Origin of the sequence: Snodgrassella sp. W8135 (assembly GCF_016101225.1) — a bacterium.
In the GTDB taxonomy this organism is placed as follows: Bacteria; Pseudomonadota; Gammaproteobacteria; order Burkholderiales; family Neisseriaceae; genus Snodgrassella; species Snodgrassella alvi.
This window is the reverse complement of record NZ_JACFQX010000002.1, coordinates 25,533-40,427: the sequence shown is the minus strand read 5'-3', so window position 1 is coordinate 40,427 and position 14,895 is coordinate 25,533. Positions and strand designations below refer to the sequence as shown.

Sequence of the window (14,895 nt, the reverse complement as noted above, 5' to 3'; positions counted from 1 at the left end):
CTGGATTTGCTGGAATTATTTATCCAGCGAATCCAACCACTTATTTAATCACTACTGCTTAGTTAGATTCTACGGCAGCCTGTACATCACTGTACGGAGCAGCTTTAGTATCAGAATTTGTAGTAGCGCAGGCAGTTAGTAACAGAGCAGCCAGTACGGCACCAATTCCCAATAGCTTTTTCATCATTGTGTCCTTTAACGGTTGGTTTGAAAAACTATTTTCACAATCTAGCTTAACTTCATTAATATAACAATTGTTCCGTGCAAATTTTGCATTTTCCAACTGCATATAATACCCATTTTACGACACTCATCTATTTTAATATTACTCTGCTACTCATTTACATCGAATTAACTTGACTAAATAAATTAATGACTGGTATGTGATGTTTCCACACCGGTTTTGATATCCCCGTACACCTGGGTTTGCTCTTTACCTGAGCCATCGCTGGCACAACCTGCCAACGCCAGCAGGCTGCATAATAAACTTAAAGACAAGAATTTTTTCATTTTTTATAGTCCTTTAATTAGAGGGTTAACTTAATAACTCTTCATGAGTCTAACATAATGCGATGCTGAATATAATAAAAATTCTCGCTCTTTTTCTGTTAACGGGCGGATTTGCTGTACCGGAGAACCCAGATACAGATAACCGCTCGCCAGACGTTTGCGCGGGGGCACCAGACTGCCGGCACCAATCATCACATCATCCTCAATAATCGCATCATCCAGAACAATCGAATTAATTCCCACCAGCACTCGGTTACCAATCGTACAGCCATGCAGATTAACATGATGGCCTATAGTAACATCCTCACCAATCACTAATGGTGAGCCATCCGGTTTGGCTGCTGTTTTGTGGCTGACATGCAGCATACAGTGATCCTGAATATTGCTTCTGGCACCAATACGCATACTGTTCACATCTGCGCGAATCACCGCAAACGGCCACACAGATACTTCTTCCTGCAAAATTACATCCCCGATAACCACAGCCATATCATCTATATAACAACTATCGGCAATTTGTGGTTGCGTATCTAAATAAGAACGAATATTGTTTTTCATGTTTTTGACCTTATCCTGTTACATTATGCAATATTATTTATAGCAGAAGATAAATATAAGCTCCTGCTCTTTCCACCCGATTTACCTGAAAAACCGCAAATTTACAGGTATTTTTCTGTTGAGAATACTATGTCTGAAAATGTTTTGTTGAATCTGGATAGTGAACCCCGTTTCGATGCCATTAAGGCTGCAGATATTGAGCCGGCAATGACCGAAGCTATGCAGCAGGCTGCTGCCGCTATCACCGCCTTGAAAGCTGAGCCTGATGCCAGCTGGAATAACACTGTAGAAGCTTTAACTAGTATTACTGAACGTGTCGGTCGTATCTGGAGTGTTGTTGCCCATCTAAACAGCGTGGCAGATACACCTGAATTACGTGCGGCCTATAATGCACTGATGCCTAAAGTAAGCGAATTCTTTACTGCGATTAGTCAGGATATGGCCTTATATGAGCGCTTTAAAAGCATCAAAGCCAGTGCAGAATATGCACAGCTGAGCCCGGCACAGCAAACCAAACTGAACCATGACTTAAGAGATTTTGTTCTCAGCGGTGCTGAGCTGCCGGAACAGGAACAGGCGGAGTTTGCAGCCTTACAGGCAGAAGGTGCGCAGCTTTCCGCAGCTTTTAGTCAGAATGTTCTGGACGCCACTGATGCATTTGCATTGTATTTTGCTAATGGCGCAGAACTGGCTGGTCAGGAAAATACATCCGGTCAGACCAGCACAGATGCCGACTTTGCACGGGATAGCGAAATCAGCGGATTAACAGAAGAGGCACTGACCATGTTTGCCGCAGCAGCACAGGCAGAAGGTAAAGCCGGCTATAAAATCGGGCTGCAAATGCCGCATTATCTGGCGGTAATGCAATATGCCCACAATCGCGAACTGCGCCGGCAGCTGTATCATGCCTATTCAACCCGGGCCAGTGAGCTTGGCGAGGCTAAATGGGATAATACCGCCAATATCAACCGGATTCTGCAGATTGCCGCACGCGAAGCTCAGTTACTGGGTTTCCAAAATTATGCAGAATTATCGCTGGCAACCAAAATGGCTGATACACCCCAACAGGTGATGAGCTTTCTTCAGGATCTGGCGAGCAGGGCCAAACCTTTTGCTGAAAAAGATCTGGCTGAAGTTAAAACATACGCACGAGAACATCTCGGTCTGGATGATTTACAGCCATGGGATATGACCTATGCCAGTGAAAAACTGCGTCAGGCTAAATATGCATTCAGCCAGACTGAAGTAAAAAAATATTTTCCGGCTGATCGCGTTCTCGCGGGTCTGTTTGCCCAGATTGATAAATTATATGGCGTTCATTTCATCGAAAAACAGGTACCAGTATGGCATCCTGATGTTCGCTATTACGAACTTGAACAGGGCGGGGCCATCATCGGTGGCGTCTACATGGATCTGTATGCACGAGCCGGTAAGCGCGGCGGTGCATGGATGAATGATTACCGCGGCCGCCGTCGTTTTATAACAGGCAATCATGCCGGCCAGCTGCAAACACCTATTGCGTATCTGGTGTGTAATTTCACGCCGCCTGTAGCCGGCAATACCGCACGCCTGAGCCACGAAGAAATCCTGACTCTGTTCCACGAAACCGGTCATGGTCTGCATCATCTGCTGACTCAGGTAGATGAACTGGGAGTTTCCGGTATCAATGGCGTGGAATGGGATGCTGTAGAAATGCCCAGCCAGTTTATGGAAAACTTTGTCTGGGAATATGATGTGCTTGCCGGCATGAGCTGCCATCAGGATACCGGCGCGGTACTGCCTGAGGAGCTTTATAAGAAAATGCTGGCTGCAAAAAACTTCCAGATCGGGCTTTGGATGCTGCGCCAGATGGAGTTTGCTCAGTTTGATATGGAAATCTACAGCCATCCGGGTTGTGACTGGCAGCAAACCTTGTTGGAAGTACGCCGCCGGGTAGCCGTGATGCCTCAGCCAGATTTTAACCGCTTTGCTCATTCTTTCAGCCATATCTTTGCCGGTGGTTATTCTGCCGGTTATTACAGCTATAGCTGGGCAGAAGTGCTTTCTGCGGATATTTATGCTGCTTTTGAAGAAGAAGCGAATGCAGCGGCAACAGGCAAACGTTTCTGGCACGAAGTACTTGCTGTCGGCGGCTCCCGTCCGGCTATGGAATCCTTTAAAGCATTCCGCGGCCGTGAACCGCAAATCGATGCACTGTTACGTCACTGCGGTTTTCATGAAGCTGCCTGAGTTTCAGTAAAGAATAAAAAACGCGATGATTACATCGCGTTTTTTATGGCAATTTCTTGAACTAAAATATAATAAAACATTCAGATTAAAAGATAACTTATCGGCATCTGCGTATATCACAGCTAATTATTTTATCGGTGGCTGTTTGTTATTGTCTATAAATGTTATTTTCAAAAAAATTTGTATTTAAACTTTATTATGATTAACATTAATCATATCTAATGTCACTTAAAGTTAATATTAATTAATTTAATTGCTGTGCTATGATTCATCAGCAACCGGTAATCATTTACAAAGATGGGGAAAATGAATAATACAAAGCAAAACTACTGGTTTTTAGAGGCAAATAATAACCGAAGTGATATTTTTATTCGTAATAATGAATGGATATACGCTGGCAATAATAAGAAGGATATTGAGCAAATTCATTTGATAGCTGCCGGCGATCAGGTAGCAATCAAATCCGTCTCTCCTCAGATATCTGATCTGCCTTTCGAAAACAAAGGCTATCCTGTGCCGGTAACACAAATTAAAGCCATCGGTACTGTTATTGAAAATCCGGGTGATGGTAAATCTCTGAAAGTCAGCTGGCAAAGATCTACTCCTGAAAAAAAATGGTATTTTTACACTAGTCTGAAAACTATCTGGCCGGTAAATAAAGATACCAACTGGCAATCGGATCAATTAATTAATTTCACTTTTAATGATCAGCCTCAGGATATTGATCAATTTTGTCAGATGTCTTATTGGCAGGAACGTTTTAATAATACAAATTATGAGTCGGATATGAATAATCAAAATCAGCAGAAGTTTAATGATGCCAAACGGCAAACAAAGGATATAGCCAGAAAACCTTATATTCTGAGTGATTTAATAAAAGAAGGCTGTTTCATCAGCAAAGGTAAATTAGAAAGTATTCAGACAAAATTAAAAGAAAAGAAAAATATAATTTTACAAGGGCCACCCGGTACCGGTAAAACCTGGCTGGCGAAACGATTAGCCAGTGTTATCGTTGGCTATCGTGATTCTAAAAATATTAAAGCAATCCAGTTTCATCCGAATACATCTTATGAGGATTTCATCCGGGGCTATCGCCCTTCCAGCAATGGCAAACTTGAATTAGTTGACGGCCCTTTTCTTAATATAGCCAATCAGGCAAAAAATGATCCTGACGCAAACTATGTGATTGTTATTGAAGAAATCAATCGCGGAAATCCGGCACAGATCTTTGGAGAAATGTTAACACTGCTCGAAGCCAGTAAACGTAATCCACAGGAAGCACTGGAATTAACCTATGGAAATGAAAAAGAAGGCTTTTTTATTCCAGATAATCTGTATGTCATTGGTACCATGAACATCGCTGACCGCTCTCTGGCTATGGTTGACTTTGCATTACGGCGCCGCTTTGCTTTTTTTAATCTAGAGCCAAATTTCGGTAATGTGTGGCTAAAATATATGAAAAACAAATCAGGAATTTCAGATGCAAAATTAAAGGAATGGAAAAAGCGTATTGGAGATCTGAACGAAATAATTAGAGCTGACCAGACACTGGGTCCTGCATTTACCATCGGACACAGCTACCTGACCACCAGTCAAAGCATAAAAGATGATCAAGCTGATAAATGGTTTACCACTATCGTTAAAACTGAAATTATGCCTTTATTGGAAGAATACTGGTTTCGTGGAACCGAGCAAATTAAGGAAGCCGAGGATATATTATTACAGCAAAACAACTAATTAAAAAATATATATGTCTAATAAGCAGGAAACCAGTACTACAGTAGCTATTATACCGATTAAAAATATTTGGTTACTGTTACTTTATGCTTCTGATTTTTACCAGACTTTGGGTAAACAGCAACGGATTCAATTGGAAAATAATCCTGAAGATCTGATTAAGCTGGCTGCCGAATTGTATTGTAAGGCTACCGAAAAACTCATGCGATCATTATCCTGCGGATATATACAACAGACGCAAATACTGAATCGTGTCAGAGGAAAAATAGATATTCTTGCTACAGTACGACAGCATTTACTGGAAAAGGGCAGAATACAATGTCAGTTTGAGGTTTTAACTATTGATACACCAAAAAACCGCTATATTCATGCAGCCGCTCACACTTTATTGCCTCTGATAGAGGATAAAAAATTAAAAATCCGATGTCAGAAAATTATCAGCCACTTTAATACACTGAAAATAGGCCAGTCAACTCACTATGATTTCAGAGCTGACTATTTTGATCGGGCCGGCACACAGGATAGATATTTACTCACCTTATGCCGTCTTATTTTTAAGATGGCTATTCCGACAGAACAGGCCGGCGTACAATCGGCCGAACAGATTAATAAAACTGATACTTGGTTACGGCAATTATTTGAAGAGGCTACAATAGGCTTTGCCCGGGTTAATCTGCCAGCCAGCAGATGGAAAATCAGTTCCGGTGAAAAGTTATTCTGGCAGCAGAAGTCTGCAAGTAACAATATAAATAAATTTCTGCCCCAAATGCGAACAGATTTAATTATTGAACACTCAGCCTGCCAGCATCGTATGATTATCGATACAAAATGTACCTCTATTGTTCGGCAATCAGGTTCTAATAATAGCAAAAAGTTTAAAAGTGCACATATTTATCAGCTTTATGCCTACCTGAGAAGTCAGGAAAACACTGCTGATACCCCATCTTGTCACGCAACCGGGATGTTACTGTATCCGGCTATTGATGGGAATATAAATGAATATGTCATTATTCAAAACCACACAATCAGATTTTCTACCATCAATTTACAGGATGATTCCAGTCTGATCAGAAAAAATCTTCTGCGTTTATTAAGTCAGTGTAATTGTACACTTACCAATAATAAATGATTTAGATTATCTACCCTGATTACCTATCCGCTAATCACGTATTTTTTGGATAAACCTGAATAAGAGCAGCCAGTTTTTCAACTAATTCTTTCCAGTTACTATCTTCTGCCAGTAAAAATCCTTCCCTATTAATCTTTTCACCTTGTTTTAACATCATTTTCTGATGATTTACCCACGCTATATAATCAGAAGGAATCTGTACCAAGTCCAGATGTGCTGCTAACACTTCTCTTGACTTCTGATTAACCGGCTTGGCCAGATACCAGGTAAATCTGTCTTCGATACAAACCAGTCTGGATAAATCCAGTTGAAAAATATAATTATCACGTGAGTTAAATAAAATAATGTAAAATGGCTGTCCATTATTCCAGGATGTATAACGAATAGAAGACTGATCAGGAAAAGTTAGTTGCTGATAACAACCATCTACACTGTCTACGGCCTGCTCATCAATTTCTTCTAACTCCGCTTTTTCAAAAAAGTCAGCCAGATACTCCATGATATCGAAACCAAACTTCTGATGTTGTTTGAATAAATTGCTGTTTAATCTAGTTTCATTTTCGGCCATTTGTATCTCCACTTTAATAATCAGCTGCTTTATTAATTTATTTTAATGTCAATAATTTTGTATGGTAAGACTAATTAATTCTTAAAGCATTTCCGATATATTCTGGTCAATGTTCCGGCTGCTATTTCTATAATTATACTTTCTCGAAAACATCCGTTTATACTGAAACAGTAAAAAGCCGTCTATTCATTCTTATAGCCGGCTTTTATCTGACATTTTATTATTCATCCTCAATTAATGCATCTACAAATGCCCGGGCATCAAACGGGCGTAAATCATCAATACCTTCACCCACGCCGATAAAGCGTACCGGAACCGGTCGCTTGGCTGCCAGTGCCGCGAGTATACCGCCTTTGGCTGTACCATCCAGTTTGGAAACAATCAGACCGGTTAATCCTAGCGCATCATCAAAGGCTACAACCTGATTGATGGCATTCTGACCCACATTGGCATCCAGTACCAGCATAACTTCATGCGGAGCATCAGGTAAGGATTTTTGCAGAACGCGTTTTACTTTTTTGATTTCTTCCATCAGATGCAGCTGAGTAGGCAGGCGACCGGCAGTGTCTGCCAGTACCACATCAATACCGCGTGCTTTGGCCGCCTCCAGAGCATCATAACAGACTGCTGCTGAGTCGCCGGAAGCCTGAGCAATCACGGTGACATTATTGCGTTCACCCCATTGCTGCAATTGTTCGCGGGCTGCTGCACGAAAGGTATCGCCGGCAGCCAGCAGCACGCTTTTACCCTGACTTTGAAAATATTTCGCCAATTTACCGATACTGGTAGTTTTACCGGCACCGTTCACACCGGCCATCATAATCACAAAGGGCTTTTTATCATCCGGTAAAATCAGTGGCTGATCCAGCGGCAACAGTAATTCATACAGAGCATCTTTCAGAGCACTGCGCAGCTCATCTCCGTTTTTCAGCCCTTTCAGGGTAACCCGCTGGCGCACCTGTGCCAGCAGTTTTTCTGTGGCTTCAATTCCCATATCACTGGTAAGCAATACGGTTTCCAGTTCTTCATACAAATCTTCGTCGATTTTACCGCCGCCAAATACAGAAGCCAGAGATTTGGCCATTTGATTGCGGGATTTGCTCAGCCCCTGTTTTAGTCGTGCAGCCCAGCTCAGTTTAGCCGGTTTTTCTGTCTGCTCACTCACTGTATCTGGCTCAGCAGCTATCACAACTGTGTTTTCACTAGCGACAGGTGTCTGAACGGGTGAGGCAGTATCGTCTGTTACAGCAATGGCTGCCGGTTCATCTACTGCTGTGGGTACAATAATATCTTGTTCTGTTTCGGCCTGTGGTTGAACGGGAGCGGTGTCTGCCTGCTCAGTTTTTTCTGCAACAGGATCACTGATAGCCGGTTCAGGCTGCGGTATTGCTTCAGTCTGAGCAGAATCATCAGCTATATTCTGTAATTGTTCTGAGTTTTCCTGCTGGTGAGGGGCCGGTACGGGCTTTTCAGCAACTGGCTCAGTATTTTTTTTTCGTTTAAAAAATCCAAACATGGGCTTTCCTGAATACGATATAAGGCCAAAGCTGAATCACAACCGATCTTTGGCATTGGAATAATTGTGCTATTGTAGCTTACAGAGGTTTATTTGATAATGTGCTGCGATACTATTATTTATTTTATTCAGATAGTTTTGCCTTAAAATACTTCTGTATAGGCTAAAAATCAGACAGAACAAACTGGGCTGGCTGCGTATTGACAGCTCTGAATTTACACCACCACATAATTATGATTAATAACAACAATAGACTGAGAGTTATTAAAAGTTACCAAATTCAAACGTTTACTATATTCTGCATAGGTTTGCCGGGCTGACTGGACAAAAGGTTCGTCAATATAATGCGGCAGAGGATAAAAATCGATGCAGTTTAATCCAGTATAATTGTTCAGTTCCGGAGCCAGGCTGCTGTCATCCATTATTTTATTATATTCTATGTCTGCTGCCAGAATAATTGCACCGGCAGATTCCCCAATATAAACGCAGCCTTCAGCAATTCTTTGAGCAAGCAGCCGGTCAAGATTTTTTCTTTTCAGTTCCTGCAATAAATAAAATGTATTACCGCCGGTTATACAAATGATTTCTGCTGCTGAAAAAGCAGTATGGCACTGGCGGATATCCGCTGTGGCAATATCCAGTAAATCAAGTTTAAATCCAAGCTGTGTTAATACTGATTTACCTTCATCTATATATTTTGTGTAGCCTTCAACATTACCGGCTGTAGGAATAAACAGGACACGCTTGCTATTAATTTTATTGTTCTGCATAAAATCGGCTAGCTTTTGACCGGTTCCGGCAATATAAGATGTTAAAAAAATCGTTTGCATTGTAGTTTCCAGCCTCTCTGTTTTATATAGTCCGGTCACCGAACTTAATTATTTAGTAATTCAGACCATGTTTCCGGTTGTTCCCAGTTTATCCGATATAATTCAGTCTGATGTCGATTATAGGGCTGATCATAAATCCAGTGTTGCCATTGCGGCACCAGACTGCCGCTTATCTGAGGTTTATCATCAATCAGAATATCGCCGCGTACCCAGGTTTTATCTTTGGCCAGAATTATGCGCTGCATCCAGTCTTCACCCAGATGCTCGCACACCCAGTCAAATTTTTCAGATACACAATAGTGATAATCCTGTATAGGCGAGGTACAAATACGCACATCATGGCCGGCCTGCAGCAGGCGCTTAGCTGCTGAAATACCATGCTGCATAGGCGGTAATGAAGCAAAAAAACCTTTACTGCTATAAATTTGCGCCAGTTGGCGGTGAAATTCGGGAGCCATATCATCACGCAGGTAAAAATGTCTGCGTTCTTTGAGAGGCAGCGGTTGCTGATAGGTTTGCTGCCATAGTTGTCTTACTCCCTGCTCAAAGTCGGCCAGAACACCATCCTGATCCAGCAAAATCAATTTAGATGCCATACAAATTCCCGTGGTGGCGTATATGATTATAAAGCAAATTAATTTATAGCATGTTTTTTAAAGCCAGCCGTACACCTTCACTGACGTCTGTACCTGCCGGTATATTTTTACAGGCAGTACGGGCTTCTTTATCGGTATAGCCTAAAGCAAGCAATGTATTAATAATATCTTCGTTATTACCGGCTGTATTCTGTGTAAACAAACCGGTAGCATCATCACTGGCGGCGGCAAGTTTGCCACGCAATTCCAGTACCATGCGTTCGGCGGTTTTTTTACCGATGCCTGGTGCAGCTGTCAGGCGTTTAATATCTTCAGTAGCAATAGCGGCAGCCAGCTCCTCACTGGTCAGTGCGGATAAAATACCCAGAGCAATTTTGGCTCCGATACCGCTTACTTTTACTAATGCACGGAATGTTTCCCGTTCTTCGCGGGAGCCGAAACCAAATAGCAGATGAGCATCTTCACGTACGACCAGCTGAGTATACAGTGCAGTTTCTTCACCTGCGGCCGGTAAAGTATAAAAGGTTTGCATGGAAACCTGAGCTTCATAGCCTACGCCATGAACATCCAGTACCACTACCGGCGGATTTTTTTCCAATATGATTCCGCGTAAACGGCTAATCATGATATTCCCTTCCCAACAGCCAGATATATAAAAGCCCGTGCATCATATCACGGGCTTTTTTCTGAGCTTGAGCAATTTTACAATACAGTCAGCATTGATTTTTTGGCCTCATCGGCACGCTGCTGCTGTTTAAACGGACCCATGCGGACAACATAGCTGTTTTGAACTTTCACAAGCTTAGCCTGCTGTTCGCTTCCTGCACTCTGTAAATGACGTGAAGTGGTTTTCAGATATTTCTGAGCCTGCTCCTTACTGTCAAATTTCTGCAGATCCACGTAAATATTACCACTGGTACCTGCCGGTTGCAGACGCTCTCCGGGCAGAATCTGCTCTACCCGTACCTGAGCAGTACCGGCACGTACAAAACCTAACTGCTGTGCGGCAGCATAGGATACATCCATTACCCGGTTAGCATGAAAGGGACCACGATCATTAATACGCACAACCACTGTCTTTCCATTGGACAGGTTGGTTACCCGTGCATAACTGGGGATAGGTAAAGTCGGATGGGCGGCGGTCAGCATCTGGCTGTCAAAGCGCTCGCCTGATGAAGTTTTACGGCCATGAAAATTTTTGCCATAGTAGGAAGCTTTACCTACCTGACTGAAACTGGCCACTTTTTGTAGCGGATAATAACGTTTGCCCGCTACCTGATAGCTAAGATTAGCTGTTTTATGCAGATGCTCTGCGGGTACTACTGTAAGATTAGATACTGATTTTTTGGGATGATAAACTGGTGCAGACAAATTACCTGATGGTCCGGCATATGCCGCACTCAATCCAAGTACCATGGCAACACTAATAAATAACAATTTAATTCTGATCAAACCGTATTTCCGTTTCTTTGAGTAAAAGACGCAAAAACCAGACACGCAATTACCATTTGCGGGTAAACAATACATAGTCCGGTAAAGACTGAATTTCTACTAAGACAGCAAAAAACAGTGGCGGCCACTTTTAAAATGTGGCAGAAGAGGCTGGTGCCTCAATTGGCAAGAACAAACACCGGCGGTGATTAAAACAGCACACTGGCGGGTTCTGAAAATTGCTTACTAACCGGCAAAATCGCCTTGGTTGTAACGCAGTTAACAATTGAATCAGTTATTTAACTGGGCGACACTATGCCAAACAGACTTCAGTCTGTCAAAGATTTTTTCATTCCGGATGTGCGAGTGTCCAGACATAAACCTGCGCAACACCTGATTTCTTAAGGGTCTGAGCCAATTCGAAAATTGTTGCGCCGGTGGTCACAACATCATCTATTAACAACAAGTTACGTTTTTTAACTGCGCTATTAAGGCGAAATACACCGCGTACATTATGCAAACGTGCTGATTTTTTTAAAGTTGATTGCGGTGGCCGGTGATTACGCTCTATCCAGTCTGGTGTCACTATCGGCAAGGTATAGTGTCTGGCAATGATTGCAGCCAGTAACTGGCTCTGATTGAAACCACGCTCAAACAGGCGCCTGCGGCTCAGCGGCATAGCCAGTACAGCATCTATTTTTACCTTCTCCAGCCACTGCGGCGGCTGTGCCAGCATCAGTGCTGCCAGCGTATCCAGTAAAGCAAGCTGCCGCTGATGCTTAAATGCACGCAGCATTTGCTGTAATGGTGCAGCATAACGGTAACTGGCATATAAAGTTGTAAAAGGCCACTTCTGGCCGCACTGTTCACACACTCCGGCTGTCAGCCCGCCGGCACGGCAACGCAGACAGATATCAGTATCAGTACGCCGCAAAGCGGCCATATCCTGATGGCATGCCCGGCACAAACCTGAGACATCCGCACAATCGTGGCATAATAAACAGTGCGGTGCGCCGATGCAGGCGTGCCAGAATGAAGTAAGCAATGAAGTTATACTCATGATCACACCTTCGCAAACGTTATTGATACATGGCTGGGGCGCTAACCACCATATATTCGACCCTTTACAGGCATATCTGCCAGCCCCATGGCAACAAAACTGGTATACCCCGGACCTGCCCGGGCATGGCTGTGCACCGTTTAACGGTAATTTCAGTATAGACAGTATTGCAGACCAGCTGGCCGCACAGCTTACGGCTCCTGCACATCTGCTTGGCTGGTCACTGGGCGGGATGGTGGCACTGACTCTGGCTGCCCGCTATCCGGAGAAAGTAGCCACACTGTGTCTGACTGCCAGTCTGGTCAGACTGCTGGCCGACAGCGATTATCCGCAAGGGCTGAAACGTACCAGCCTCAATATTATGGCCGATAAATTTCGTGAAGATTATCCCAAATACATGCAGCAGTTTCTACATTTGCAGATGCTGTATGCAGACACTTCAGTACAAACCAGTGTTAACAGCCTGATACCGGCTATTTGTCAGTATGGGCCGCCTGCTGCTCTTAACGCGGCTTTGCATGCGTTAGAACAGGCTGATTTACGCCCTTTACTCAGTAGCATAAACTGTCCGGTATTATTGGTTTATGGTGATCGCGATGCCATTACTCCGCTACGTATGGGTGAATACATTCATCAGCGGCTGCCGCAAAGCGAATGGTGCCTCCTGCCACAGGCTGCACATACACCGTTTTTAAGCCATCCTGATCAATTTGCCCGTGCACTGTGCCAATTTTGGGAGCGACACACATGACAACTCTGCCACACAAGCCAGACTGGTTTCTCCATGCACATCTGGCCGCTACGCTGGATGAACGTCTGTGTATTCTGAAACAACCGCCGGAACAGATTATCCTCGCAGCAGCAGACGGTGATGAAAGTTACCGTTTGCTCAGCATGCGTTATCCGCATGCGCATTTTCAGGAGTATGACAGTCGCGAGGCTTATTTACAGGCAGCACAGATTATTCGCAAAGCCAAGCAAAACTGGTGGCAAAAACTCCATAGCAATCTGCCAGCACAAACCGTTTCCGACCAGCTTCCCGGCAACCAGTCTGCTGATATGGTCTGGAGTAACCTTGGTCTGATTCACCAGAATGATCCCGTGGCTGTTATCAGAAACTGGGCCGGAGCTTTGAAACCGGATGGTTTGCTTTTTTTCAGCCACTTTGGTCCGGATACCCTGAAAGAAGTCATGACACTTTGGCGTACAGAGGGTATAGTAGTGAAAACACCGAATCTGATCGATATGCACGATCTTGGGGACATGCTGTTTCAGCACGGTTTTTATGATCCGGTAACAGACATGGATATGCTGACTCTGCAATACACCAATGCAGAGCGCTTTATTGATGACATGCGCACAGCCGGACTATGGCAAAGTCTGGAATTTAACAGTGAAATTGATGCAGTTCGTATTCTGGCTAATGCATGGCAGAGCAATGATATTCAAAATGTTACACTTGAGCTGGTGTACGGACACGGTGTTAAAAAACAGGTACTGCCCGACAATACAGCACCAGTACAATTTTATCCCTCATCTACAACATAGAATCCGAACATTATTAATATAATATGAAATTCTCGGCATTATTGCGTAATAGCATACTTATTATTACTACATCCGTTACCATCACTGCCTGCAAAAACACCACACCGGTTACCCCTCCTGCTCCGGCCAAACCTCGCGCTGTTATCGGGCTGGCACTTGGTGGCGGAGTTTCTAAAGGCTTTGCGCATATAGGGGTAATTAAAGTCTTACAGGAAAACCATATTCCGGTACGGGTTGTTACCGGTACCAGTGCAGGTGCGCTGGTTGGCAGCATGTATGCTTCCGGTATGAGTCCGGACAGGCTGGAGCTTGAGGCTGAAATACTGAATAAAACCGATTTAGTTGATCCGGTACTGTCTACATCCGGCTTTATCAAAGGACAAAAACTGCAGGATTACATCAACAACAAAGTTCGCAATAAACCGATTCAGCAGTTTCCTATCCGTTTCGGCGCAGTGGCTACTGAATTCGGTACCGGCCGCATGGCTGTTTTCAACAGTGGTAATGCCGGACAGGCAGTACGCGCATCGGCCAGTATCCCCAATGTTTTTCAGCCCACAGTAATCGGCAATAAAAGTTTCGTCGATGGCGGTCTGGTTGCTCCGGTACCGGTCACAGCAGCCAAACAGCTGGGCGCCAATGTAGTTATCGCGGTAGATATATCTGCTAAACCGGCACGTCTGACCAGTCAGGGATTTTTTTCTTATCTTGACCAGAGCCTGAATATCATGAGCGCATCAGCCCTGAACAGCGAACTGAGCAAAGCTCAGGTCGTAATCCGTCCTCAGGTACAGAAACTGGGTACAGTAGGCGGTTTTGACCAGAAAACTCAGGCTATCCGGCTGGGTGAACAGGCTGCCAGAGCAGCCTTACCGCAAATTCGTGCGGCACTGGCGAAATATCAGGTTAACTAAACCATATAAAACAGTGAGTAATCTGTGCAGGCTGCCTGTGTGGCAGTCTGCGTTTTTATTCTGGTTAATACTAATTAAAATATTGCAAACCGAATAACTGCTGATTTAATGAATTTTAACCATAGAACAGATTACTGGCAGATAGCAAAAAAGCTAATCGAATACTATTTCTGAATTTATATAACTTATAAAAAGCCCGATGATTACGGGCTTTTTAATTTGTTTAATTACCAAATTCAATCAGAATAGCAGAATAATGAAGCCTGTTT

Annotated in this window: 16 protein-coding genes; 6 read left to right on the top strand and 10 right to left on the bottom strand. The window is 43.5% G+C overall.

All coding sequences use genetic code 11. The features are described from left to right. Positions 1-58 precede the first annotated feature (58 nt). From H3T75_RS10960 to H3T75_RS06275, 3 genes are all read right to left on the bottom strand, one after another. On the bottom strand, positions 59-184 hold the full coding sequence (locus H3T75_RS10960) for a hypothetical protein (RefSeq protein WP_255454304.1): 126 nt from the start codon (positions 182-184) through the stop codon (positions 59-61). Between the two features lie 185 nt (positions 185-369). Continuing rightward, on the bottom strand, positions 370-510 hold the full coding sequence (locus H3T75_RS06280; RefSeq protein WP_198211312.1) for a hypothetical protein: 141 nt from the start codon (positions 508-510) through the stop codon (positions 370-372). Between the two features lie 30 nt (positions 511-540). Further along, entirely contained in the window at positions 541-1,068 is a 528-nt protein-coding gene (locus H3T75_RS06275; protein WP_041879749.1) for a gamma carbonic anhydrase family protein, read from the bottom strand. A 129-nt stretch (positions 1,069-1,197) separates the two neighbouring features. On the opposite strand from H3T75_RS06275, the gene H3T75_RS06270 reads away from it, so the two are divergent. The 3 genes from H3T75_RS06270 to H3T75_RS06260 all read left to right on the top strand — a co-directional run bounded on the left by H3T75_RS06270 (position 1,198) and on the right by H3T75_RS06260 (position 6,163). Then, the gene (locus tag H3T75_RS06270; protein WP_198211311.1) at positions 1,198-3,297 is read left to right on the top strand and encodes a M3 family metallopeptidase; all 2,100 of its coding nucleotides are present in this window, start codon (positions 1,198-1,200) and stop codon (positions 3,295-3,297) included. Between the two features lie 306 nt (positions 3,298-3,603). Further along, entirely contained in the window at positions 3,604-5,034 is a 1,431-nt protein-coding gene (locus tag H3T75_RS06265; protein ID WP_198211310.1) for an McrB family protein, read from the top strand. A 13-nt stretch (positions 5,035-5,047) separates the two neighbouring features. After that, on the top strand, positions 5,048-6,163 hold the full coding sequence (locus H3T75_RS06260) for a hypothetical protein (RefSeq protein WP_198211309.1): 1,116 nt from the start codon (positions 5,048-5,050) through the stop codon (positions 6,161-6,163). A 34-nt stretch (positions 6,164-6,197) separates the two neighbouring features. Here the strand turns inward: H3T75_RS06260 and H3T75_RS06255 are convergent, their stop codons facing one another. The 7 genes from H3T75_RS06255 to H3T75_RS10910 all read right to left on the bottom strand — a co-directional run bounded on the left by H3T75_RS06255 (position 6,198) and on the right by H3T75_RS10910 (position 12,164). Beyond that, positions 6,198-6,731: a hypothetical protein gene (locus H3T75_RS06255; RefSeq protein ID WP_198211308.1), complete on the bottom strand. Its 534-nt coding sequence runs from the start codon at positions 6,729-6,731 to the stop codon at positions 6,198-6,200. Between the two features lie 220 nt (positions 6,732-6,951). Then, a complete protein-coding gene (gene ftsY / locus H3T75_RS06250; RefSeq protein ID WP_198211307.1) occupies positions 6,952-8,247 on the bottom strand; it encodes a signal recognition particle-docking protein FtsY in 1,296 nt (431 codons plus the stop codon). A gap of 215 nt (positions 8,248-8,462) precedes the next feature. Then, a complete protein-coding gene (locus tag H3T75_RS06245; protein ID WP_198211306.1) occupies positions 8,463-9,077 on the bottom strand; it encodes a Type 1 glutamine amidotransferase-like domain-containing protein in 615 nt (204 codons plus the stop codon). A 44-nt stretch (positions 9,078-9,121) separates the two neighbouring features. Then, on the bottom strand, positions 9,122-9,673 hold the full coding sequence (locus H3T75_RS06240) for a 5'-3'-deoxyribonucleotidase (RefSeq protein WP_198211305.1): 552 nt from the start codon (positions 9,671-9,673) through the stop codon (positions 9,122-9,124). Between the two features lie 43 nt (positions 9,674-9,716). Then, complete coding sequence (gene ruvA / locus H3T75_RS06235; protein WP_198190361.1) at positions 9,717-10,298, bottom strand: Holliday junction branch migration protein RuvA; 582 nt, start codon at positions 10,296-10,298, stop codon at positions 9,717-9,719. A gap of 77 nt (positions 10,299-10,375) precedes the next feature. Beyond that, a complete protein-coding gene (locus H3T75_RS06230) occupies positions 10,376-11,125 on the bottom strand; it encodes a septal ring lytic transglycosylase RlpA family protein (protein WP_269146745.1) in 750 nt (249 codons plus the stop codon). A 328-nt stretch (positions 11,126-11,453) separates the two neighbouring features. Next, complete coding sequence (locus H3T75_RS10910; RefSeq protein WP_232339934.1) at positions 11,454-12,164, bottom strand: ComF family protein; 711 nt, start codon at positions 12,162-12,164, stop codon at positions 11,454-11,456. Between H3T75_RS10910 and bioH the strand changes: the two genes are divergently transcribed. From bioH to H3T75_RS06210, 3 genes are read left to right on the top strand one after another with little or no spacing between them, the layout of a single operon-like run. Continuing rightward, positions 12,163-12,915: a pimeloyl-ACP methyl ester esterase BioH gene (gene bioH / locus H3T75_RS06220; protein WP_198211304.1), complete on the top strand. Its 753-nt coding sequence runs from the start codon at positions 12,163-12,165 to the stop codon at positions 12,913-12,915. The two genes, H3T75_RS10910 and bioH, sit on opposite strands and share 2 nt — an antisense overlap. Next, positions 12,912-13,712: a methyltransferase domain-containing protein gene (locus H3T75_RS06215; protein ID WP_198211303.1), complete on the top strand. Its 801-nt coding sequence runs from the start codon at positions 12,912-12,914 to the stop codon at positions 13,710-13,712. Before bioH ends, H3T75_RS06215 begins: the two co-directional genes overlap by 4 nt. Positions 13,713-13,735: 23 nt before the next feature. After that, a complete protein-coding gene (locus H3T75_RS06210; RefSeq protein WP_198211302.1) occupies positions 13,736-14,626 on the top strand; it encodes a patatin-like phospholipase family protein in 891 nt (296 codons plus the stop codon). Positions 14,627-14,895: the final 269 nt, after the last annotated feature.